At 38.9% G+C, this 23,487-nt stretch carries 20 protein-coding genes and 1 tRNA gene; 16 read left to right on the top strand and 5 right to left on the bottom strand.

Translation table 11 applies throughout. The features are described from left to right. The first annotated feature begins 45 nt into the window (after window positions 1-45). The 13 genes from tadA (at window position 46) to tsaE (ending at window position 14,498) form a co-directional block, all read left to right on the top strand. On the top strand, window positions 46-1,839 hold the full coding sequence (tadA, locus tag JW962_00675) for a Flp pilus assembly complex ATPase component TadA (GenBank protein ID MBN1373835.1): 1,794 nt from the start codon (window positions 46-48) through the stop codon (window positions 1,837-1,839). An 85-nt stretch (window positions 1,840-1,924) separates the two neighbouring features. After that, a complete protein-coding gene (locus tag JW962_00670; protein MBN1373834.1) occupies window positions 1,925-3,547 on the top strand; it encodes a type IV pilus twitching motility protein PilT in 1,623 nt (540 codons plus the stop codon). Window positions 3,548-3,559: 12 nt separating this feature from the next. Continuing rightward, on the top strand, window positions 3,560-4,780 hold the full coding sequence (locus JW962_00665) for a type II secretion system F family protein (GenBank protein ID MBN1373833.1): 1,221 nt from the start codon (window positions 3,560-3,562) through the stop codon (window positions 4,778-4,780). 86 nt (window positions 4,781-4,866) lie between these two features. Further along, on the top strand, window positions 4,867-5,337 hold the full coding sequence (locus JW962_00660) for a type II secretion system protein (GenBank protein MBN1373832.1): 471 nt from the start codon (window positions 4,867-4,869) through the stop codon (window positions 5,335-5,337). A 7-nt stretch (window positions 5,338-5,344) separates the two neighbouring features. After that, window positions 5,345-6,229, top strand: a complete 885-nt coding sequence (locus tag JW962_00655; protein ID MBN1373831.1) for a prepilin peptidase — start codon at window positions 5,345-5,347, stop codon at window positions 6,227-6,229. Window positions 6,230-6,242: 13 nt separating this feature from the next. Beyond that, a complete protein-coding gene (locus JW962_00650) occupies window positions 6,243-6,899 on the top strand; it encodes a prepilin-type N-terminal cleavage/methylation domain-containing protein (protein ID MBN1373830.1) in 657 nt (218 codons plus the stop codon). A gap of 10 nt (window positions 6,900-6,909) precedes the next feature. Beyond that, window positions 6,910-7,491: a prepilin-type N-terminal cleavage/methylation domain-containing protein gene (locus JW962_00645; GenBank protein MBN1373829.1), complete on the top strand. Its 582-nt coding sequence runs from the start codon at window positions 6,910-6,912 to the stop codon at window positions 7,489-7,491. Beyond that, window positions 7,475-8,023, top strand: coding sequence for a prepilin-type N-terminal cleavage/methylation domain-containing protein (locus tag JW962_00640; GenBank protein ID MBN1373828.1), 549 nt, complete (start codon window positions 7,475-7,477; stop codon window positions 8,021-8,023). The genes JW962_00645 and JW962_00640 overlap by 17 nt, the downstream gene beginning before the upstream one ends. 15 nt (window positions 8,024-8,038) lie before the next feature. Further along, window positions 8,039-8,974 (top strand): hypothetical protein, encoded by a 936-nt coding sequence (locus JW962_00635; protein ID MBN1373827.1) that lies wholly within the window; start codon window positions 8,039-8,041, stop codon window positions 8,972-8,974. A 44-nt stretch (window positions 8,975-9,018) separates the two neighbouring features. Next, on the top strand, window positions 9,019-9,402 hold the full coding sequence (locus tag JW962_00630; protein MBN1373826.1) for a response regulator: 384 nt from the start codon (window positions 9,019-9,021) through the stop codon (window positions 9,400-9,402). Between the two features lies 1 nt (window position 9,403). Next, window positions 9,404-10,939 carry a hypothetical protein gene (locus JW962_00625; protein MBN1373825.1) on the top strand — a complete coding sequence of 512 codons (1,536 nt, stop codon included), beginning with the start codon at window positions 9,404-9,406 and terminating at the stop codon, window positions 10,937-10,939. Window positions 10,940-10,942: 3 nt separating this feature from the next. Then, window positions 10,943-14,089, top strand: a complete 3,147-nt coding sequence (locus JW962_00620; protein MBN1373824.1) for a hypothetical protein — start codon at window positions 10,943-10,945, stop codon at window positions 14,087-14,089. After that, window positions 14,076-14,498: a tRNA (adenosine(37)-N6)-threonylcarbamoyltransferase complex ATPase subunit type 1 TsaE gene (tsaE, locus tag JW962_00615; GenBank protein ID MBN1373823.1), complete on the top strand. Its 423-nt coding sequence runs from the start codon at window positions 14,076-14,078 to the stop codon at window positions 14,496-14,498. The genes JW962_00620 and tsaE overlap by 14 nt, the downstream gene beginning before the upstream one ends. On the opposite strand, the gene JW962_00610 is transcribed toward tsaE, so the two are convergent. Then, window positions 14,495-15,166 (bottom strand): hypothetical protein, encoded by a 672-nt coding sequence (locus tag JW962_00610; GenBank protein MBN1373822.1) that lies wholly within the window; start codon window positions 15,164-15,166, stop codon window positions 14,495-14,497. The two genes, tsaE and JW962_00610, sit on opposite strands and share 4 nt — an antisense overlap. A 57-nt stretch (window positions 15,167-15,223) precedes the next feature. Here JW962_00610 and JW962_00605 point away from each other — a divergent pair, with 57 nt between their 5' ends. Genes JW962_00605 through JW962_00595 form a run of 3 tightly spaced genes read left to right on the top strand, consistent with a single transcriptional unit; the run spans window position 15,224 to window position 19,969 of the window. Next, the gene (locus tag JW962_00605) at window positions 15,224-17,542 is read left to right on the top strand and encodes a hypothetical protein (protein MBN1373821.1); all 2,319 of its coding nucleotides are present in this window, start codon (window positions 15,224-15,226) and stop codon (window positions 17,540-17,542) included. A gap of 17 nt (window positions 17,543-17,559) precedes the next feature. Continuing rightward, entirely contained in the window at window positions 17,560-19,731 is a 2,172-nt protein-coding gene (locus tag JW962_00600) for a tetratricopeptide repeat protein (protein MBN1373820.1), read from the top strand. Further along, complete coding sequence (locus JW962_00595) at window positions 19,697-19,969, top strand: hypothetical protein (GenBank protein ID MBN1373819.1); 273 nt, start codon at window positions 19,697-19,699, stop codon at window positions 19,967-19,969. The genes JW962_00600 and JW962_00595 overlap by 35 nt, the downstream gene beginning before the upstream one ends. Here JW962_00595 and tsaD read toward each other — a convergent pair. From tsaD to JW962_00575, 4 genes are all read right to left on the bottom strand, one after another. Further along, window positions 19,966-20,961 carry a tRNA (adenosine(37)-N6)-threonylcarbamoyltransferase complex transferase subunit TsaD gene (gene tsaD / locus JW962_00590; protein ID MBN1373818.1) on the bottom strand — a complete coding sequence of 332 codons (996 nt, stop codon included), beginning with the start codon at window positions 20,959-20,961 and terminating at the stop codon, window positions 19,966-19,968. The two genes, JW962_00595 and tsaD, sit on opposite strands and share 4 nt — an antisense overlap. Then, window positions 20,962-21,483, bottom strand: coding sequence for a DNA repair protein RecO (gene recO / locus JW962_00585; protein ID MBN1373817.1), 522 nt, complete (start codon window positions 21,481-21,483; stop codon window positions 20,962-20,964). It abuts the gene before it with no gap. A 23-nt stretch (window positions 21,484-21,506) separates the two neighbouring features. Beyond that, window positions 21,507-21,592: transfer RNA gene (locus JW962_00580), tRNA-Leu, on the bottom strand. A gap of 200 nt (window positions 21,593-21,792) precedes the next feature. Beyond that, entirely contained in the window at window positions 21,793-23,487 is a 1,695-nt protein-coding gene (locus JW962_00575; protein MBN1373816.1) for a hypothetical protein, read from the bottom strand.

The following is a 23,487-nucleotide window of genomic DNA, read 5'->3' as shown; positions in this document are numbered from 1 at the left end:
CGGATTGTGTAATAATTAAAAAGGATTACTTTCTACTGCCAAAAAATGCCCAGTAACAGCGTTGTTCAAAAATTAATAGATACAGGGAAGCTTACCAAAGATGATTCAGTACAGCTTTTTATTGAGTCGTCACGGACAGGAAAGAATGTTGAGACTTTACTCTTGGAGCGGGGTACAATTACTTCTGTTGATTTGGTAAAGCTTAAAGCCGAAATCTTCAGTGTGCCATTTATTGACTTATCCGAAATTACAATAGATGACAAAGTTATCGGACTCCTGCCACTTGAAACAATGCGTAAATATAAAATGCTTGTTTTTCAAGAAGACGGACTTTTGGTAAAAATTGCAATGGCTGATCCATTTGATGTTCAGGCCCTGGAATATGTAAAAAGCAGACTCTCGCAGTTCAAACGATTTGAAGTATATATCTCACTGCGTGAGCAAATTATAAGCATAATTGATTCCAAAAGTGCATCGCTGATTGGTGAGGAGATTGAAGAATCTTTGGAAAGTGTCGACTATGAGGGAATGGAAATAGATGATAGTGGGGCGGATGTCGATACCAGTAACGAAAATCTTGCAACAGCACCTGTTGCAAAAATAGTAAACACAATTATCGAATATGGAGCCAAGACTGGTGCCTCCGATATTCACATTGAACCATTGGAAGAAAAAACTCGTGTTCGATATAGAATTCACGGCATAATGATTGACAAAATAACTCTACCTAGGGCGGTTCATCCATCGGTTGTTGCCCGAATAAAAATTATGGCAAAACTAAAGATTGATGTTAAGCGGATGCCTCAAGACGGTAGAATTCCCGTAAAGTATCGTGATCGTCAGATTGATATTCGTGTTTCGACGCTTCCTGCAATTTATGGCGAAAAGGTTGTGCTTAGGCTTTTGGATAGAAGTGGAAAGGTTCCCCCATTGGAAGAAAGCGGACTGCGTGGACCGGCATTTAACACTTATATGCAATCAATAAAATCAACGGTAGGTATAATCCTTATTACGGGACCCACGGGTTCCGGTAAAACCAGAACGCTCGCAAGTACGCTTTCAGTTGTAAATGACGAAAAAGTAAATATTATTACACTCGAAGACCCTGTAGAAATCCGAGTTCGGGGGGTAAACCAAGTGCAGGTTAACCCGCAAGTCGGTTTAACCTTCGAGAATGGTTTAAGATCTATACTAAGACAAGATCCCGACATTGTAATGGTTGGTGAAATTCGTGATGCGGAAACAGCAAAACTTGCTGTGCAAGCTGCCTTAACAGGTCATCTTGTACTTGCAACTCTTCATACTAACAGCTCGGCAGCTGCACTTCCAAGACTTGTAGACATGGGTGTTGAAAGTTATCTTTTGGCATCAACGGTAAGAGCCATTGTAGGGCAAAGGTTAGTAAGAACAATTTGTCCACACTGTATTCAAGCGTATGAGGTTAGTCCGGAGATTGTAACTGAAATAAATGAGACACTCTCAAATATCGACGGATTTGATGCAATTGCATATTCGGAAGCAAAGTGTAAGTCGGGAGCAATGCCATCGTATTACAAATGTCCGGAAGTTGATGAAAGCGGAATTAAAAAATTATATCTTTACAAAGGTTTGGGGTGTGACAAGTGTAGCGGTCAGGGATATTCAGGCAGAACCGGAATATTTGAGGCACTCCAAATGTCTGAAACTATTGGTAGAATGGTAATGAAAAATAAACCGGAAAGTGACATAGCACGAGAAGCCGTTGCTTCCGGAATGATAACCATGGTTCAAGATGGTTATCTAAAAGTGCTCGACGGGATAACAACCCTTGAGGAAGTAATGCGTGTTATAAATACATAAACTGATAAAATTATATATGGATATGGCATCTTTGTTAGGGCAGTCCGGGATTGGGAGTAATGCAAATACAACCGTTCCTCAAAATATGCCGGTTTCTTCGGCTGTGGATGATCAGGTTAAGCAGGATGTTTCCTTGCCGGAAACTCCTCCTGATACTTCGGTAAAACCAGATCCAACGGTTTTGAAACCCGATTCAAATGCTGCAGATATAAAACCTTCGGCAGTTGATTCGCCCGTGGATCCTATTAATCAGAATGCGCCGTTAGTTACCGAGCCGGACGCAGGTATATTGTCGGCCGAACCATTGGTAAAGGCAGAACAAAAAACAGAAGATTCTGGTTCTTCCGAAAGCCAGGGTGAAAGTCAGGGTTCGTCTTCATTGGGAACGGACGGTTTGCCACCGCTTGTCGAAAATCCCAATAAATTAAGTACACGTGAAATACTAACAGGAAACAATAAAGCGGTTGGACCAACGGAAATAACCCCGGATGCATTACCGGATGCTAAATTAGTAACTGCAACTAATACACTTGATGCACCACAGTCCGAAGTTACTGATCCCGAATCAAAATCGTTGAAAACAACTGATGTTACTAACGTACTGCCCCAAGATTCGGCGCTCCAGCCTTTGGAGGCTGATACTGGTGGACCTTACCCATATACAATTGATCAGTTACTTGACCTTGTAATTCAGAAAGATGCATCGGATCTGCACATTTCTGCCGGATATCCCGTAATGATTAGAGTCGATGGGGACTTATCTTCAATTAGCCCGGAGAGATTGACCCCTGAAACATCCAAAGACTTAATATATAGCATGCTACCCGACGACATAAAAGAAGTTGTAGAGGTAAGTAAGGAAGCAGATCTTGCACATGCGCATAAAGATTTGGCAAGATTTCGTGTTAATGTATATCATGCGAAGGGTTCGATGTGTGCTGCATTTAGACTTATACCCAGAAGAATTCGATCAATTGAGGAACTAAAGCTACCATCAATATACAAGGAGTTTGCCGCATTAAAGCAAGGTCTTGTTTTGGTTACCGGACCAACCGGGCATGGTAAAAGTACAACGCTTGCTTCAATACTTAATGAAGTAAATAAAACTCGACCTGTCCATATTCTTACTATCGAAGATCCTATCGAATACGTTTACCCAAGGGAAAAGGCCTTGGTCTGTCAACGTGAAATGAAAAACGATACACATTCGTGGGAAATTGCATTAAGGAGTGCATTGCGTGAGGATCCTGATGTTGTGTTGGTTGGTGAAATGCGTGATTATGAAACAATTGCCGCAGCAATAACTGTTGCAGAAACCGGTCACCTTGTGTTTGCAACACTTCATACAAACAGTGCCGCTCAAACGATTGATAGAATCATCGATGTGTTTCCTGAGCATCAGCAATCTCAGATTAGAACTCAGTTAGCAACTGTAATTGAGGCTGTCGTATCACAGCGATTGGTGAAGCTTATTGGTGGAGGTAGGCGTGCTGTTTCCGAAGTAATGCTTGGTTCACCGGCCGTACGAAATATAATTCGTGAAGGAAAAACATATCAGCTCGATAATACAATTAGGACGAGTAGTGATATTGGCATGATCTCAATTGAAAAATCTTTGGTTGAACTTGTACGAGAGGGTGTGCTTAGTGTTGAAGATGCTCAGGCCTATGCAATCTCACCGGAAGAAGTTGTTAGATTACTAAAATAATTAAATAAACTTATGGCAAAATTTGTATATAACACAGTAGATTCCGCCAGTAAATACCATAAAGGCGAAATGGAAGCCGAATCTGTTGAGGTTGTTTCCAGGGCTTTGTCGGAATCTGATCTTAGAGTAATAAGTATTGACGAGAAAATCGCAATATTTGATTTTGAGCGATTTAGTGAAATCAATATAGGAGGAATCCCGCTTAAGGAAAAGGTTATTTTTATGAGGCAGCTTGCAACAATGCTTTCTGCGGGTGTCTCACTTACAAATTCCTTAGATATATTATCTCAGCAGATTGATAACAAGGGCTTTAAAGCTTCGGTGGAAGATGTAACAAAGAAGGTAACCGGGGGGATGGCTTTTGCTCAGGCATTAGCTGCGCAGAAGGGTGTATTTGATGACATCACGGTATCTTTAATTGAGGCCGGTGAAAAAAGTGGAACACTTGAGAAAATTCTCTTGGATCTTGCAACAGAGCTCGAATCTCAACAAGAGTTCTCATCAAAGGTAAAATCGGCAATGATCTATCCGATTATCCTTAGCATTGTTATTGTTGTTGTCGTTATTCTGCTTATGGTTTTTATGGTACCTTCAATGAAACAGATGTTTTCGGAGTTTGGAGAAGAAAAATTGCCGTTTGCAACGGAAATTGTGGTTGCAATAAGTGATTTTACGCTAAAATGGTGGCCCATACTTATCGCATTAGTTGTAATTGGTTTCTTTAGTTTTCGATATTATTACAAAACCGAAGGCGGTTTAAAGGTTGTTGACAAACTTGTTCTTAAGATCCCGATCTTTGGGAAGCTTGTTCAAAAGGTACAAGTTGCAACATTTACAAGAACAATGGGACTTTTGATACGTAGTGGTATGGATATCGTTGATGTGCTTAACCTTACGGCGGCTTCACTTTCAAACTTTTGGTTTAGGGAGGGCGTCAAAGGGGTAATAAACGAAATTAAAAAAGGTGTTCCGATGGCTCTTCCACTCTCACGTGACGAAAATTTCCCGCCACTTGTAAGCAGAATGATTGCGGTTGGTGAAGAAACCGGTAAGCTCGATGTTGTTTTTGATAAATTGAACGAGTATTATTCACGAGAAGTTAAGCAACTCACCGAAAACCTTTCGTCAATTATTGAACCCGTAATGCTTATTATAATGGGTGGTGCTGTGGCCTTTATTGCAATTGCAATATATGGACCAATGTTCTCGCTTTCAAAGATTATTGCAAGTTAGTCATTTTGTAGCCTGATTTGACAACTCAAAGTTCTTACTATACATTAGATTAAGTGAAAACTTTATATAAATTTTTATTATGTGACATGAAAAAAGCAACAAAAGCTTTCACCTTTTTAGAACTTATGATAGTTCTTGTTATCATAGGAATTCTTACAATGGGTGTTACACTTGCAGCAGGTTACGGAATGAAACTTGCCCGTGACTCAAGAAGAAAGAAAAACGTTGATAACCTTGCCGGACTAATGCAAGCGTATTATAACGACAATATAAAATATCCTGTCGACGCAGACATGACTGTAATGATAGGTAGCTCGGGCGCACTTACATCGTTTATGGAAGGGGTTTTCGACGGAACTCCCTGTAAAGGTGATGCAATGAATAACTGTTATTCATATGCAACCGATTCAGTACAGCATTACTATGCAATTTGTACGTGTCTTGAACTTAAAGCACCTTCCGATGGTAAATGTACCTCACTAGATCAATGTTACTGTCAAGGTAACGGCAACAGTTCATTATTAACTACGGCTTGTCTTGCATCAAAGACACAGTAATTGAACCGTGGAGGTAATTAGTGTTTGGAGTATTCTTGCTATTAAGCTGTTCTTACTGATTTGGGTTTGGTTAATCGGGGCTTCGGTTGCAAGTTTCTTAACAAATCTTGTATACAGAAAGCCCCAAAAAAAACCGCTTAAAGGATTCTCCGTTTGTGAAAAATGTGGAAAAAGACTTTCAGTAATTGAACTAATTCCTGTGTTTGGGTATCTAATAATAGGCGGCAAATGCTCAAAGTGCGGATATAAAGTACCAATGTATTATCCGTTAGTTGAGGCCTTTTTGGGGTTTGCTTTTGTATACATTGTATATGCCGCTTTTTATTATACGTTTAACCCATCATTGATTATTGTTGAAACGAACTTGGAATTGTTTCGTTCAGCGGTGTCGGTGTTTTTTTTGATAATTCTTGCAAGTGTCCTCTTTTACTATTTTATGTACGACCTTATTCATGAAGAGATTAACGAAGGATTAACCAACCTTTTAACTGTGGGCGGATTTATCTATTCGTTATATTTTGTAATTTTTGAGAAAAATCTAATAGTTCTTTGGGATATAGGGATTGCAGTTTTTGTTCTTCTCGGATTCTACCTAATGTATAAATATCTAAAAAAGGAGCTTATGGGTTTTGGCGACGGGCGATTTATTGCACTTATGTTTTTATGGTTTCCGTTAAATTTTGTGTTGGGTAGTCTTTGGATGGCAAGTCTCTTGGGTGGGTTGGTGGTTCTTATCATTATTATTGTAAAACATAAAAATTGGCGAGGAATGTATATTCCATATTTGCCCATATTAATAGGAGGTATAGTTCTTTGTTACTTTCTTCGATTTGACGAATATGTAGCGTCAGTGATTTCGGATTTATTGTGGTTGACGAGTTTGCAAAGCTAAAGTATAGTTGAATATGGAAAAAATCTCTAATCCCAAACGTGCGCTTACTCTGTTGGAGGTATTGATAGTTATGTCTATTGCCTTGATTGTAATTGCTGGTGGGAGTGTGGGGTTTTTGGCTATACGCAGAGTTCAGCTTGTAGATCAGGCCGCACTAAACTTTAAGGATAATCTTGAAAATGCAAAACATAGTGCATTGGTCACAAAGAGAGGTGCCGGGGAAAATTGGGTGTACGGAATAGGGGTTGATCTTTCAATGATAAGTACAAAGAATACCTATAGTCTTTTTAAAATGTGCTCAAATTCAGGCGGATATACACCGCTATCTTCCACCCTGTTTAATCTTTTTGACTGGAGGGATCTTGGAGGTACATCTTGCACCGGTGTAAATGAAGGGATTGTATATTTGCCGGGTAAAAAGGATTTGTCTGCGGGTTCCGGGTTAAAGGGAATTGCTTTAAATACCGATGTAAAATACATAATTTTTGAGAGCGTTACAGGTAGGGTATATTTTGTAAGTAAAACAGGTGCTATTTTTGATTCAAAGATTGACTCATTGTTGGTTACATTTGGTGCCGGGAAAAGTACACGAATAATCAAAATAACCAGCGGTGCCAGTATCGAATTTGTAAGAACTACTAAAACCAAAGAAGAGGAGATAAAAAAATAAAGCTTATCATATGAACAAAAAGAATAATAAAAAAATCTTGCCGAATATAAAATCCGGTGCGTTTACGTTGGTTGAAATATTAATAGCTTTGGCAATTCTTGGAATTGGTGCCTTTGCCTTTATGGAATTAATGCTTAGCCTAGATAGACGTGCAACCGAGATAGAATTTGATACATTGGCCGGAAACCAGGCCTTGGAAATTCTAGGTGGAATAAGATCTTTAAAGGTTGGAAATTGGTCAAGCATTCCGAACCCAACCGGGTCTGTTGCCTATAATCTTGAAAACAATAACGGAATCTGGCGGTTTGGTACAACTTCTACACCTCTTGATCCGGGAACCATTAAAACGGTTACCGCATTGCAAAATTTTTGTAACTCAAATCCTAATGTGTGTATAAAAGTAGGTCCTGCACATAGACGTGTCCCCGAAAATATGCTGTTTAATGTACTTGTTACCGTAAAAACACTACCCGGGGGGGCAAGTGTTCCTGCAGCCTTACGACCTAAGCTTGTTACCGTCATTATTGGGGGTAATCAAGTCTATGGAGTTAAATCATTTGTGAAATTAACGACCGTTGTATCAAAATATTAACAGAAAAAAAACAAAAGCATTTTCCTTGATCGAACTAATAATTGCTATTTTAACCCTTGGAATTATAATGCTTGCGCTTACAAACCTTCTTGTATCAGCACTTCGGGTAAACTATCTTATAAATGCGAAAACTCAAGTTGTTGGAGAGCTTGATTTTGCAATTACCGTTATAAGATCCAATATTCAAAGTGCCGATTCAGCACTTAGCGAGATGTGTAAAGATGATGGATTGTACCTAGGTTTGGTTGGCGGGCAGGATAGTGTTGTTTTTAAGTATGGACAAAACGACAATGTTGGTTCAATTATCCGGACCAATAATCCTTCAATTTCTGCAAATGATGTGTATATTGTTGGAAAAGAAACGAATGTTAGTAGTCTTACCTTTGAATGTGCAAGTATAGAATTTGGAAATGATATTGTAATTGTAACTATTGAGGCTTCTCCCACTTATGGACCATTTTCCGGGGAGGTTAAAGTGGTAAGACAAGCCGAGATAAATACAGAGACTTTTCAAGTTGGATACAATAATTAATTAAAATCTCTAAAAATGAAAAAGAACAAAGCTGCTGCACTTATGCTACTTATAGTTGCAATATCAATTGCGGCATTAATTATTATTGCCGTTTCCTCTCGCGTTTTAACAAATATGCGTGAGGTTACCGAGCTCAGGCTTTCCGAGACGGCAACATCAGTTGCAAGCGGAGCCTTAGACAGGATGTATTCCTTAATAAACGATGAAAATGCTTGTGCCGGCACCTGTGAGATGTCGCTTTCGTCACTTTATGGGTCAGATCTTCCGGCAGGTTGTACCGGAACCGTCGATTATACTCCTCGAAACTATATTGAGAATGAGTCGGTTGCTAAGGATTCCGTTCTGGAGGTTGATGTTCATGGTTTACTTCAGTCTTCAACTATTCAAATTACCCTAAGTAGCGATACATCAACAAACGTTGTTTTGGTGGTAAAGACAATTGGAAAGAACCCCTCAACCGGAGTGTATGAGGTTTTGAAAGAAAGTGTAATTCCCGGAACTACAAAGCAAATAAATTACAAACTTGTTGGTTCGGAAACTGCTGCGGGGAATGAAACAGTGACAATCCCGGGAACTGAAACCCCAACAGATCCTATCACAAATCCTAAAGATCCGGTTATTATTAGAAACCCGGGAACCTATGAGCCCACGGAACCACTGTGGTATTCTTTGGAAACTGCAGTTAAAGGCAGTCTTCGGGGTTTAAAGCAAACTGCAACGGCAGGATTTGAACCCCTTTACGTAAGAATTCGGCCATTATATGGTAATGTCACAGTTTCTGTAACCGGTGTGGGTGCACAACTTCCAACGCAAAGGTATATTTATGTTGCCGATGTAAGTTGTAGTGGTATAAATACAATTTTAAACCGAACTGACCACGCAAATGACGGTGTTGCTACGATATTCGATTTCGTTTTATACAATGGTGAAGGTGAGTTGGACAAAAACTAGGGCTTTTGCTACTATGAATTATATAAATTGTTTCGAGCAATATTGTGAAGCACACAATTTTAATAGTCGATGATGAATCCGTAATCTTGGAGCAATATAAACAGATGCTTGAACTTGCCGATTTCAACGTGTTAACCGCAATTAACGGAAATCTGGCATTTGACATTATGAAGGAAAACAAAGACGAAATTGACCTTGTTCTTCTTGATCTTATGATGCCCGGAATTAGCGGAACCGAAGTTCTTTCCGTAATGCGAAAAGAACCAAAGGTTTATGGCGATCCAAAAGTTTTGGTTCTTACAAATCTTGCTAGCGAGCGTACAATAAAAGAGTGTTTTGAGCTAGGCGCCGACGGTTATGTAATTAAGACCGAAATGGACATGGAAGGGATCGTGAAAGAAGTTAAGCGTGTTTTGGAAGAAGAATAAAATGGCTATAAATATAAAGAAAAAAGTCCCAAAATATGTATGGATAACCGGACTTGTATTAGTTATACTTGTTGGGTCATTCTTTTTGTATAACGTGTTGACTCAAAGGATTGTATTTGGGCAACCTTTTAAAACTGTTAACTTTGAAGGTCAAATGGCTTCGGTAGTATCTAATGGAACATCCGAGACTATTTTTCTAAAAGGGGAAGTTGTCTCTAAAACTGACAGTCTTTTTTACTCAAAGTATTCCTTTTCTATTACAGAGTCGCTTTTAAATACGTCAACACTGACCGATGTGTTTCTGCCAAAAAATACTAACTTAACTGCCGGTCAGGGCTGCGTAATTTTAAAACTCGATTATTTAAATCTTTTAGGTTTAAGGCTTTTTAGAAAGGTCGACGTAACCTCGTGCGGAGATTATCAAGGCATTACCGACCATGAATTTTTGCAGGAAGCTGCCGTTTCTTTTTTGGAAAAGGTAGATGAAACATCGGATGGAAAATACCCATTTTGGCTTACATGCAAAACCTTTACAGGCAACTGCGAGTTAGGTTCCGAAGACTATAAGCCATATAACTGGGTTAATTATGCCTTTTTCGGAAATGACATGCTTGATAGTGAAGTAGCAGATTATTCAACTTATCTTGATGACTTAACAGATGAATCAATTCCTGTCGGGTATTTTGAATCCAGGCTTTTCCAATACGGCGACATTGTACTTTCGTCGGATGCCAGCAAAGCCGAATACGCCGATGATTATATAGCTGTTGTTCGTGAAAGATACGATGAAAGCTATTATACAGACCCAGGTTATAATAGTGCATTTGATTTCATGTATTTTACCGAATACGTTTCTACTTTGCCGGTTAATTTTGGGAATGAAATGACTGGTACAGGCATTGAGAATTCAACTAATATGGCAGCCGTAGGGTCTATTGAGCTAAGTAATGCATATAAAATGACGCAAGACAGGGGTTATTTATTTGGTGCGATCTCATTACTTAACCAAGTCCACCTGTTTCTCTATTATGAAAACGATATCGAACCTTCACTCACGGATGATATTGATTTTAAAACATCAAGTTGTTATGCGATTCAGGCAGGGGCCAGACTTTACGATGCAACAGGTGATAGAAAATTTTTAGGATATGTAGATTATATTGTTACAAGAGGTGATATTAAAAAAATTTATGGCGAGAGGACTTTTGCCGAAAATCAAAGCATAACAAATGACCCAATGAATATTCTGCCTTGTATTGACGCCTTTGAGACACTATATATTAGCGATCCAGATAACAGAGCTTCATATCAAGATCAGCTCGATATTTTGTATGGATATGTAATTTCTTCTGGAATGATAGAACTTGATACATTATCCCAGGGATATGGTGCAATAAAGGGAACCAGATACTCAAACCCCGGGGCTAGTAATATAGAGCAGTTGTATGAAGTTTCCTCTACAGGTTGGTGGGCATATCTTTTGTCTAAGGCAATAAGCCGGGAAACTACAACAGAACAACCTAACTTTATGAACTAATCAATGCTAGCTGCAGTTAAAAGGTCAAAACCCCTATGGTTTACAGTTCAATTGGTTCTTGGAGTATTTTTGTTCGGTGGGGGAATATTTTTGTTTGGAAGGTTTAAGGTATGGGCTGATTGTACAATAACCGCTTGTACTGTTAGTCCAACTCCCGTTGTGAATAATTGTGGACCTAGCGTTAGCTGTTGTTGTCAGAACTTTGGCGCTGGTGAGTATTGTTCCGATGGTCGATTTTGCAGGCAAGGCACATGCAGTACTACTTGTGGCTGTGCGGGAGTTCACTGTGTTGGAAGTGCGTGTCCTGCAGGGGCAAATTGTTCATTTACTTGTGCCTGTGGAAATATATATACCTGTGGAACAACACCGGTTATTCCGCCATCACCGACTCCGCCAGGCTGTATTGAAACTGTATCTGGTCCGCCGATGCAAACAACCTTTGGTTACCTATGTATTGGAAGTATAAGCACTGAAACATGTAAATCACTTTCTACAAATCCTAACCAACCTACAACCATTCAGCTTCCACCTGCCGGAACGCCCGTTTATATTATGTCAGACAGAATAACTGGGGTTGGTAAGTGGATTCAGTATGACTTTGCTCTAAACGTATATATTAAAACATCGGCTACGTGGCCTAATGCACAAGCTGTTCAGGCAATGTACAACACAAGAAATACCTGGATCTATGATTACTGTCCCGAGGGAGGTGGTTGGAAATGTAACAACGACGCCAATCAAAAGATAACAAATACGTGCCAGGATAGTCCAAGCAACTGTAACGCAACTTACAGTATGGAAAATTCTCAAAGAAATTACACTCCTGATATTCAGAATTATCTTTTGGAACGGACCAATCCATCAACAATAGGTAGAGTTAACATTGTCCAAATAGCAACAGGTGATATGAGAAGGTGTAATGTAACTGCTTGGGGAGGTGATTTTAAAAATTTCTTTTATAGGTTTGTAAATGCTTATCCAACAATCAATACCGTGCAGGTAAGTACCGATGCTGCAACTTATTACGATAACTGTAATTCATATAAAACAAGTGCAACATGTCAGGCCAAGTCAGCCTGTGCTTGGAATGCGGTTAGAAACAAATGTCAACTTTATGTCGGTAATAATGCAAACTTAAAACAAATTAATATTCGATCAACCATTGGGCATACATTCTCAATTGATTCAGTTACAAATCTTGCTTACTGGCTTCAAAGTAGTAACAATGCTCCCGAGACAAATAGGGCGGGTCTGGCCGCAGCATTTATGCTTAGAGCCGATAACATAAGGGCAGGTGGTACAGGTAACTGGGTAATGAGAGGTATTCAATATATTGGTACGGGAAGCCTTTGCTCTTGTGGACTGTCCGAAATGATAAATAAAAATTGTGATAATTCATACAATGGTACAATATCTTGTAGAACAGTAACCAATGCTAGTTCGTGTAATGCAACGGCAAATTGCGGTTGGAATTACGCATATAGTTTCTGCCAACCTAAAAACACCGGAAATGGTTGTGATAACGATTGGCGAAGATATCCATGGTCAATTTCCCCTGATTTTAGTAGTCAATCTTACTGGACAACCAACTTGGCCGGTAGCACAAGCTTATGTTCGTTAACAAGTTCGGGTACCGATACGGCTACTTCCGGTTCCTGCACCGTTGGTAACACGGAAGTGCGCACTCAGTCAGTAACCAAGGCATCCGGCGTTGTTACGGTAAATTATACATATAGACCCGTAAGTAGCAGTTTATCCGGGAAGTTATATCTTTTCCAACATGCATCAGATAAAAGCGGAATAGTACAATTTAATGGTACCAGTGTTCGTAGCAGTTGGTCACTGATGAGAGCAAATATTGGACCCAATGGTCATTATGCCTGTGCATGGAATGGAAGCTCATGGGGTTGTTTACCTACAGACAATGACTTTGAGCTTTATGTTGATAATTCTGCACCAAGCGCAAATATTACAAGTATAGAGGCAGTTTCAAACGGAGTCGGCGGTTATTATGCCGACAGACTTAGGATAAATATTTCCTATTCTGATTCACAGGTAGCGGAAGATGGAGGTGGACTTGCGGGAGGAGCTTCGTTTGCATCAGAAACTTCAACCTCCGGGTTTTTCAATTTGAGATTTTCGGTGAATGGAGGGACGTATACAAGGTTTGCTCCTGGGAATATAGTCTCAACAACGTGTACGCAAGCGGCAGGGACATTGTCCGGTACTTGTTACGTAATTGTTTCGGGAATTGGTAGCGGTACTTACAATTTTAGGGTAACTGCACAAGATCTGGCAGGAAACAAACGAATAGCAACCTTAGGTTATACAATTGATGCTCCATGGTTTGTTACAAGTAAGGGTGATGTTTACTCCGGAGGAAATATTACCGTAGGTATTGCAAATAATGGAACGAGTTTTGGGCAGTTGTGGTATTTATCAAGTTATCTTGCTTATTCAGGCGGATCTATAAATGTTACTCCAAGCACCCTTACAACAGGAACATCCCAAAGCTCATTTGTGATAACAGGATATCCGGGCGAGCGTAACAAAACTTCATCAAGTGGAGGAAATGTTGACTGGTATAGTCTACTCAAACAGACGGCTGAACTTAATACCGGTTACGCAGGAGATAGTTGGACGGTTCTTAATTCTACTACGTTGACTACGAATTCATCAAACGGAGTATTCAGGTGGGGCGGAGGAGTGGCATCAGGAACATATTCAGGTGTAAAGGTAATCTTTGTAGATGGTGATCTTACAATTTCACCGGACCTTAGGGGCGCAAATGTATCAAGCGGGATTGTATTTATTGTGAGGGGCAATTTAACTATTGGTCCGGGTGCAAGTGCTACTCTTGATAGGAACGGTGATACGGTATCCGATGATTATATTGAGGCAGCAATAATCGTTTCGGGCAGTACATTAATACAGGCTGATACAAACCAGCTTGTGCTAAAGGGTACCCTCTTTTCCATGGGGAATATAACGTTAGGTCGAAGTCTTGGAATAGGCGCCAACAGAAATCATCCGGCCGAGGTTTTCATATATGATCCTAAGTATATTGACATTGTACGAGAGTATCTTGGGAGAATAAACGTTGAAAACTTCAGCTGTCCAATCGTCGGAGGGAGAAGTGAGTGTCAGTAGGGAGTATTTGGTTAAATACAAAGAAAAAACACTAGAATTTAAAGATTACGATGCATTGGTGTCAGAAGTGCTGAAGCTTATTCCCGAATGCAAATGTATTTGCTTGTATGGTGAACTTGGCGCAGGAAAAACATATCTTACAGGTAAACTTTTGGCAACACTTAATGTCAAGGAGCCAGTTGTAAGTCCCACCTTTGTTTTAATGAATGAATACATAGCTTCAGGGAAAGTTTTTAATGGACCTGTGTTTCATATAGATGCATATCGACTAACGGAAGAAGAGTTTAAGGAATCAATATCTTTGTTTGAATTCTTGGAAATTGGTGGACTGGTAATAATTGAGTGGGCGGATAGAGTCCCAAACATTCTTCCTGAAAGTAGAATAGAAGTACAAATTAAAACAGATTAAATTCGCTTCCAGTGAATAACAAGATAATCAAGCGCCAGCGCCTTGTTTACGTTTTGCTTTATATAGTTTTGGACAAATTGTACAAGCTTTATATTTGGGGTGGCTACATTTAGTTTTTTGCTTGAAAGATCTTCTTGGCTTAATCGCAATAATCCGGTTAGGAATGAAAAAACGACGTTTGAATCCTTTTGATCTGAAATCTCCTTAACAATTAATAATTTTCTGTATTTGGGAGAAGAGTTGAATTCTTTGCAGACATCCGGAATCTCAGTTTTGTGGAATGCTTTTTTAACATATTTGACCCTGCATCGTGAAATGATTGTGGGAAGAAGCAAATGAATATCCTGAGTTGTTAGTATATATTCGGTACTATCCGGGTGTTCTTCGAGATTTTTTAAAAGGGCATTTTGGGCTGTAGGAGTCATCATATGGGCGTTCATTATTATCCCAAATTGCTTGGAGAGCTGCATAGGTTTAAACGAAAGATCATCCATGAGTTTTTTAATCTCGTTTATTTTTATACTCTCAGTTCCTAGAAGGATATGGATATCGGGAAGTGTATTTTGATCAAGTGAAATTTCTTTGTTAATTTTTAATTTTCTTGATAAGTATCTTGTTACGCGGGCTTTAGTGATATCTGGGTCGGAATGAATAAATATGGTAGCCATTGTTATTTATTAGGATTTAACATATACTGGAACACTACGAGAGTTTAATATTCTTTAATGAAAACTTCAAGCATACTATACATATTCGTACTCGCAACGTTAGCCTGGTTTTTCATGGGAGTTTATCCGATCTTTGCTCAGACAGACGTTGAAATAAATGCAACCGTATATAGTGAATACATAAACTATTACAGGGATAATTCATACTTTACCCTGAATCCTTCAATTGCAGAGCAGGCAGAACCTGTTGCCGTAACAATCTATCTTCGAGGATTAAGCTATGTGCCCGTACCGGGATTTTATGTTTATATAAATGTTGATCCGATCTCTTCTTGCGATGTTACTCAGCCAATGTCTCCAACGGACATAAACGGGATTGCAACCGGATACATAAGCTGTACGAACCCCGGAACGTATGACGTTAGTATCGATGTAACCTCACCCTATTCCTTTACACTTACTTACACCGATAGTTTTACAGTAGGCCAGATGGTTGCACCCATAATGCAACCCGAGCCTGCAGAAACGGTAGGTTCCTCAAATACGGTTTACTGGTCCGCCGGTACGGGGTGTCATAATTATCTTGCGCAGGCCTCAAGGGATTTATCCTTTTCCGATATAGTTGCCGAGTCGGGATTTGTTTCGAGCACTAGCTATACATTTTCGGGACTTGCTGTCGATACAATGTATTACTATCGGGTCATGTGCAGAAACGAGTTTAATTATGAAAGTAATTGGTCGAATATTGTAAATAGTTTGCAGGTTTATCCAATAAGTTCGCCGACTCTCCAGGAAGAGCCTGAATTTACAATAGGTAATCAAAATACAATTTACATAAATCCTGGGTTAGGGTGTGCTTCCTACTATCTGGAAATTTCGGTTTTCCACGACTTTTCCGAAGTATTATCAAATTCAGGGTATATCCTAACCGAGTTTTATACATTTGAAGACTTGTCCATAGGTCAGAAATATTTTTACAGAGCTAAATGTAAGGGACCCTATGAAAACGAAACTACATGGTCAAATATTGTTAGCAGTACTCAGGTGTATGAAGACGTATATATATATCTTGAAAGTGCTACATACAATAATAATGGGCTAATAACGATAAGTGTAGACGCCTTATGGGATGGGATAACCGAGGCTATATTACTTGTAAGTAAAGATGGAGGTCCGTTTGAGTCTTGGGGGTTAATCTCCGGTGCACAAAATGTCTACAATCTTAATGAAATCTGGGGGTCTAATCAGGAACTTTGGTACGGAGTATATGTCTTTAAGATTCAATATACAACGATTACAGGTCCGGAAGGGGAATCGAATCAGAGGGTTTTGGAAATACAAAGGGAGGCACCGATAATTGAACCGGTAAAAGGCTTTTTCGAGACACAGATTGAATTTCTTGTGGATCTCTTTGAGCGTACCCAGGTATTTATTAAGTCTGTACCCGAAGTTGCAAAGAACGTAACTGCTGCAGGTGCCTATGCTTTAGCGGCAGTAAACGTATACCTCTGGTGGCAGGTTTTAAATGTTCCTTATTTCTTCCAGTTAATTTTAAACCTATTTAACCTTATCGGGTTTACAAAATTACCTCTTAAGCAGGGTGTTGTATACAATTCATTGACAAAGGAGCCATTAGCTCGGGTTGTGATTCGTGTGTTTAATAAAGACCACAAGCTTTTAAGAACTGCAGTTACCGATTTCAGGGGTACATTTTATTTTAAAAAAGTTGACGAGCCGATCCAGTTACATGCAAGTTTAAAGGGCTATACTTTTCCTTCGGATATTGTGCTGGTCGAAAATGACTTTCCATATACCAACGTGTATACGCATTCTGCCTACAAGCAATTTGAAAAATATGATTCTGCGGTTAGTATTCCACTTGACCCTATTCAATATAAAATCCAAAGTCGATTTGTGCGAAAGCTTTCGATAGGTCTAAACAACTTTTTTACAAGATTTAACACACTAATTGTGATTGCAAGCTTTATCTTTTCGGGAATTGTTCTTGTATTAAGTCCAGCCTGGTATAACTATGTTTTATTTGGAATAAGTGTGTTCTTTTTGTTGCTTAAGCTTTTAGAACTGACTACGCCTTCATCTACTCGAAAGGGAAAGGTTGTTTTAGCAGATGGTACTCCGGTTCCGGGTATAACTATAGACCTTGTCGACTTGGAATTTTCCCAGGTAATTGATAGGCGAGTAACGGATGATTTTGGTACATTTTTGTTTTGGGTAAAAAAGGGTAGGTATAAGCTTACGGTAAATAGCGTATATCATGAAATTGTTGCACCAAATAATGAAAATGGTATACTTATACAGAATCAGTCAAAACGTGAAAAAATTGTTAATACGCGTATCCTGGTTTCAGAAAAATAAATTCAAATCTGTCTGCAATGTCCAATTATCCTCTTGGTAAAAGACTGGGAATAATGACCCTGGCTCTTCTAAGTGTTGCCGTAATAATCGGAATATATCCTATATATTTTCAAGTAAACAACATTTCATTGCTTTTAATGACAGTATTCATATGTCTTGTTCTTGGAGTATGGTTTCTGATCTTTTCAAAGAAGAACGGGATGTTTACCTTGAAATATGTGGACGCAATGTGGGCATATGTCGGATTTATAGTTGTTCTTTTTGTTACTATATTTTTTCATCCGGGGTATAAAAATTTTCTTGCATCAATGGAGTATCCAACAGTGGGAATTTTAACGCTTGTTCTTTTAGGGCTTCTATTTATGGTAATAATAAATGCTCAGTTATCCAAGCGTGACATTTTTCTTTGGGTAGGAATTTTCTGTATTGCATTATTTGTAGCTGCAGTTGTACAATTATTTCAACTTCTCGGACGAATTGATCTTGCAAACAGCTTTTTCGGCGGAGGTTTTGTTCCGACTTCATATATTGTGCCGTTTGCATACCTTTTATTGGCTGTTTCTATTGGTGGAATTTACTTTGTGGCACAGGAGTCTTTCAATAAAACCTATCTTCTGTTTTTGACCCCGATTCTGACTTTTACAACCGGATTTTCAACTTTTCTACTTTTAAATGTTTACGACCTGTCATTTGGACTATTTACTCCATTTGGAATAGCTGTGACACTAATAGTTGTATGTGTTTTGGTCATTTTGTGGTTGACCAAATTTAAAGATGTATTCTCCAAGGGAAAATCATTATTTATATTTATATCCACCATTCTGGTTTCTCTGGGGCTTGCATTTTATTTTAACAGTATAAAAGACAAATTCGAAACTCTTGCTAACTTTGGAATAAGTGCCATGCCAATAAAATATGCATGGGACTTAACAGTCGACGCAGTTTCAGCAAATATTCAAACGCTATTTACCGGTGTTGGACCCGGAATTGATAGCATTGTTTTTATGCGATATCGAGATTTAACCATGTTTATGGATAATATGATTCCAGAGATGGGATTTGTCTGGGTTGGACCTTTGATAAACACACTCCTTGTGTCTTTTGGAATATTCGGATTTATAGCCTTCCTAATTGTCATTGGATTTATTATTAAACAAATTATATTTGATAAATCTCAACAAGGAACCGATCCGTTTAGCAACTTAACCGGTGGGTTAACGATAGCATCATTAATAATGCTATTGGGACTGCTTATAATTCCGGCGCCTATTCAATATGCCTTACTTCTGGTAATTGTTTTAGGGGTTACGTTTAGTGCTTATTATATTGTGAATCCCGGAAAAGAAAAGACATTAACGCTCAAGTTATCAATGTCACTCGATGAAGGTGTAACTAATAAACAAAAGTTTAGCGGAGCAATTGAGTTTGCTGTCGGAATTTTAGGACTTATTTGTCTGCTTTATTTCGGATCTTTATATGCTCGAAGACTTTGGGCTGAGAGTTTATATATCAAAACAGTAGAACAGTATGAAGTGGACCAAACCAAGACTTACTCAAACATTAACAAAGCACTTACAACGGTTGATGAATTAAAATACTACACAGTAAGGAATACATTCCTTTTCGAAGACCTTGTGAAGCTGATTTCCGATGATCCTGAGAGTACATCGATTGCAGTAATTGTGGAAGAGCTAATAGAAGGAACTGAACGTATGGTCGAAAAATATCCATTAAATTATGAAGCCTGGGAATTTCGCGGGAATGTTTTTGCACAACTGAACCTTCTTTCTGAAAACGATCCTTATTCAACGGGAGCAATTAATGCATACAATCAAAGTTTGTCATTAAATCCGATTAATATTAATCTTAGGATAACTCTTGCCGATTTTTATTCTTCAATAGGAAATTATCAAGAGGCATACACATTATATACCGACCTTAAATCAACATTTCCCGTACTGTCTTACGACATTGATTTAAGAATAGCCCGGATCTATTTATCAATGGGAGATTTTGACAAGGCTACTGAGATTGTAAATAAGCTTATGGAATCAATTGATACCATGAATGCGGAAGGAACAATCACTGCAGATGAGGCTCAAAAACTTAAAGATGAGCTTACAACTGCCTTAACTCAAATTGAAGCACTTAAAGATGGATCAACAACAGACACCGACTTTTCAGAATAATGCACCGCAGGGTAGTGCACAGCCTAATACAGCGGCTGATATGCAACCGAAAATAGATATTCCTGCAGATGATTCTTCCCACCCAAAGGTGGGCGTGACTTCGGAAGAGGAGCTTGAGTTAAGGTGGCGCAGATACAAATGTTTGGTTTGTGGTTTTTTATACGAAGGGAACCATCCGTTAAAAAAATGTCCGAAGTGTGGAAATGACGATTCCGACAAGTTTACCGAAGCAGATTAATCCTGCTTTAGCATATGGTATCCGAGTCCGGCAACCATTGCTGCATTATCTGTACAGTAATTAAGCTCGGGATAGAACAGGTCAAGGTTGTGTTCGTTTGCACGTCTTATCATTTTTTCACGGAGCCGACTGTTTGCCGATACACCACCTGCGATTCCTATGTTTCTAACGGATTCTTTTATCGCGAGTCTTACAGTTTTATCGACAAGTACATCAACTACGGCTTCCTGAAAAGAGGCCGCAATATCATAGGTCGTGAGTCGGCTAATTTCTTTTTGCGGATCGTTGGATTCTTCTAGGGAAGGTGTGAGTTTTGTGTCTCTTATGTGGTACAAAACCGCGGTCTTAAGTCCCGAGAAACTGAAGTCAAAATTATTTGATTCAATCATTGGTCTTGGAAAAGAAATTGCTTTTTCGTCCCCAAGGCTTGATATTTTGTCAATTACCGGCCCGCCGGGATAGGGAAGATTTAGCATTCTGGCAACTTTATCAAAACACTCTCCTGCCGCATCATCGATTGTGGAACCAAGAATTTCAAATTCGATGGGCGAGTCAAATCGGACAAGCTGAGTATGTCCACCCGAAACAATTAAAGTGATTATTGGATAATCAGGGTTGGGATAAGCCTGACTTAGGAAAAGTGAGTAGGCGTGTGCAATTACATGGTTTACCTTTATAAGAGGTAGTCCATACTGACTTAAACCCATTGCAAATGCGATTCCGGTCTTTAATGCAGGAGATAAACCGGGAGAAGTTGTTACAGCAATTGCTGCAATATCATTTAAACCAAGTCTGGCAATGTCAAGAGCCTCTTTGTATACTACGCCAATATTTTCAATATGTTTTCTGGCACCAAGCTCGGGAATAACACCACCATACTTTTCATGAATCGCCTGCTGGCTATTTGTTACCGAACTTAGGACATCTTTTCCGTTACTTACTATAGCAACAGAAGTCTCATCACAGCTGGTTTCAATTCCAAGTATATTCATTTATTCAAGATTTTCCATATTAAGTTTCCAGAGTTGTTTTTGAAAATAAGCCTCTGCTTTTTCGTGTAGATCTCTATCTCCCTCCACACCGAGTTCATTTAGAAGAACTTTCAAGAAGAAATCCTTTACCGTTTGTATATCGGTTTTTTTGAGACTTATCGATTCAAGTTTTTTAATTATTTTGGTAACGGCATCAAAACTTTCCGGAAGCGGAAGATCTTCAGGTGTTATCTGAGCCAGCACCGAGATAATATATAGTGCCGCAAGCTGATTTGTCAAATTGGACTTAGGACTGAACTCCTCTTCAACTGATAGTTCTTTAAGAATAGGAAGTCCTCTTGCCTGATAAAGCTGAAGCATGCAAAGATTAAAAGGCTGAATAGCTTCGGACGTAGAAAGATCCTTCCCCTTTTGAGTAATAAATGAATATCTTCCGTAAATCCTACTAAAAACAGTAACAAGAAGAGTGTTCTCCTTTATTCTTCGACATTTAAGTATATAAACAGAATCCTTTCGAAGCATGATTTTTGTGGATATTTATAAAATGCCGGGAACAGGAATCGAACCTGCACGTCCGATAAAGGACATACGCTTCTGAAGCGTACGTGTCTACCAATTTCACCACCCCGGCAGTAACTAATTATACAGTGAAATAGTGAAGTAGTGAAATAGTAAAGTAAAACTCTGGAAGACCGGTATGTGAGCAGAGATTCACCTTAACAAGAAAGCAAAACAAGCAAGGGGTTCTCTGAGAACATACTGGGCAACAGATGACCGTGTTGGGATAAGTAGTGAAACAGTAATCCGGAAGATACCTATGAGAGAAGTGACTTACTTGCTGGCTTCCCAGTTACAAATACCCAAAAATCTATCCTCTGCTAGGGTCACGTTAGACAAATCAATATTGGATACAGTTGAGCTTACATAGTACTCAAGTGCAGGATGATATAAATATATTATTGGAATATCTAGGTTGTAGTAAATCAAGAATCTATGGTATAGCCCTTGACGCTCAGTTTTGTCAATAGTTGTTCTTGCTTCCTCCAGGATTCTATCTACATTTTGTAATGAATATCCCGACAGATTGAGGTTAGGATGCTCTACATTTCCTCCATAGTACCAGGCATAACAGTCTGGGTCTAAACCGGTTTCTATTTCAAAGAGTAGTAGATCAAAACTACGTAGGGGAATAATTTCTTGAGTAAGCGAGCTATAATCACGTGGATCCAGGAGAAGTTCGATTCCAACTTTTAGCAGACTTTCCTGTAAAAAAGCTGCAATCGACTCATTTTGCGGATTGTCAAGATAGGTTATTGAAAGACTGAGTTTTTGACCATTTTTCTCCCTTATACCGGTTTCGGGGTTAACCTCCCAGGAAACAGCATCTAAAAGACTGCCGCTAGATTGTGGATTATAGATATTATAGTTTTGGAGTGGGTCGAATGCCCATGAATTTTCATCGAATGGTGTAATTGTCGGATCACCGTCAACACTAATGTCAGTAAGTAATTCCTCCCTGTTTATTGCCATTGCTATTGCACGTCTTATGTTGCTATCGTGTAGTATATTACTGACCTGACTTTCACCCGAAAACTTTACTTCTCTGGTGTTTAGGAAAAGAACTTTTGTATTTCTTTTGATTGGCTTTGAGTATTTAATGAGACCATATTGTGATAGTACCGGTTGAAGCGTTATTGGAGGATTTAGTACCGAAGTTACTTTTAAGCTTTGTAGTTCTTCTATTAATTCGGTCTCATTTGGAAACATCATAATGTTAATGCGATCAATTGATGGGATACATCCGAAATAATCAGGATTTTTATCTAAAACAATTTGTTGCTCGCTAAAAGATGTCAACTTGTACGGTCCGGTTCCAATAGGCTCTTGATTCCTAAAGAAGAATGGGATGTGACCTTCTTCTATGTTGCCCCAAATGTGTTTAGGCATTATTCCAAGTATTATTGTTTCCAAAAAAATTGGACTTGGTTGAGGTAAACTAAACATTACGGTGAAATCATCGACCTTTCTAACCGAGATATTCTGTGTCTTTATTCGTTCGGCCATTGTAAATGTATAGACCACGTCGTCTGCAGAAAAGATATTACCGTCATGCCAGAGTACATCTTGTCTAAGATAAAATGTGTAATTTTTTCCACTTTCGTCTACCGAGTAACTTTTGGCAAGTTTGTATGTTAGCTTTCCTTCAGCATCCATTACAAAAAGAGGTGAGTAAACAAGACTTATTATATCCTTTTCAATTTGGTTGTTAGTTTCGAATAGGGGGTTAATCGTTGATATTGTACCAATATAAGCCTCATATATTTCTGTAACGTCGGGCTTTAGGGGATTTTTAGAGGTCGGTATGACCGTTGAAATAATAGGGTATAGTAAAATTGTTAAAACTCCGATGTACCCAAATGGGGAAATAATCTTGAATGCTTTTATAATCGTTTCCGGGTAGTTCCAAAGGTGATCTCTTATCGCCAGAAGGAGTTTAAAGAATCTTCCTGAAAATTTTTGTGACAT

The organism is Candidatus Dojkabacteria bacterium (assembly GCA_016927995.1).
In the GTDB taxonomy this organism is placed as follows: Bacteria; Patescibacteriota; Dojkabacteria; order JAFGLO01; family JAFGLO01; genus JAFGLO01.
Note: the sequence above shows the minus strand (reverse complement) of the source record. Positions and strands in the feature narration are given on the sequence as shown.

What these genes read in the sequence shown, in the direction of transcription:
- JW962_00620 (MBN1373824.1), top strand. Translation starts at nt 10,943, where the DNA reads ATGCTAGCTGCAGTTAAAAGGTCAAAACCCCTATGGTTTACAGTTCAA.
- JW962_00625 (MBN1373825.1), top strand. Translation starts at nt 9,404, where the DNA reads ATGGCTATAAATATAAAGAAAAAAGTCCCAAAATATGTATGGATAACC.
- JW962_00600 (MBN1373820.1), top strand. Translation starts at nt 17,560, where the DNA reads ATGTCCAATTATCCTCTTGGTAAAAGACTGGGAATAATGACCCTGGCT.
- JW962_00605 (MBN1373821.1), top strand. Translation starts at nt 15,224, where the DNA reads ATGAAAACTTCAAGCATACTATACATATTCGTACTCGCAACGTTAGCC.
- tsaD (MBN1373818.1), bottom strand. Translation starts at nt 20,961, where the DNA reads ATGAATATACTTGGAATTGAAACCAGCTGTGATGAGACTTCTGTTGCT.
- tadA (MBN1373835.1), top strand. Translation starts at nt 46, where the DNA reads ATGCCCAGTAACAGCGTTGTTCAAAAATTAATAGATACAGGGAAGCTT.
- JW962_00645 (MBN1373829.1), top strand. Translation starts at nt 6,910, where the DNA reads ATGAACAAAAAGAATAATAAAAAAATCTTGCCGAATATAAAATCCGGT.
- recO (MBN1373817.1), bottom strand. Translation starts at nt 21,483, where the DNA reads ATGCTTCGAAAGGATTCTGTTTATATACTTAAATGTCGAAGAATAAAG.
- JW962_00670 (MBN1373834.1), top strand. Translation starts at nt 1,925, where the DNA reads ATGCCGGTTTCTTCGGCTGTGGATGATCAGGTTAAGCAGGATGTTTCC.
- JW962_00665 (MBN1373833.1), top strand. Translation starts at nt 3,560, where the DNA reads ATGGCAAAATTTGTATATAACACAGTAGATTCCGCCAGTAAATACCAT.
- JW962_00595 (MBN1373819.1), top strand. Translation starts at nt 19,697, where the DNA reads ATGGATCAACAACAGACACCGACTTTTCAGAATAATGCACCGCAGGGT.
- JW962_00635 (MBN1373827.1), top strand. Translation starts at nt 8,039, where the DNA reads ATGAAAAAGAACAAAGCTGCTGCACTTATGCTACTTATAGTTGCAATA.
- JW962_00660 (MBN1373832.1), top strand. Translation starts at nt 4,867, where the DNA reads ATGAAAAAAGCAACAAAAGCTTTCACCTTTTTAGAACTTATGATAGTT.
- JW962_00650 (MBN1373830.1), top strand. Translation starts at nt 6,243, where the DNA reads ATGGAAAAAATCTCTAATCCCAAACGTGCGCTTACTCTGTTGGAGGTA.
- JW962_00575 (MBN1373816.1), bottom strand. Translation starts at nt 23,487, where the DNA reads ATGTCACAAAAATTTTCAGGAAGATTCTTTAAACTCCTTCTGGCGATA.
- JW962_00610 (MBN1373822.1), bottom strand. Translation starts at nt 15,166, where the DNA reads ATGGCTACCATATTTATTCATTCCGACCCAGATATCACTAAAGCCCGC.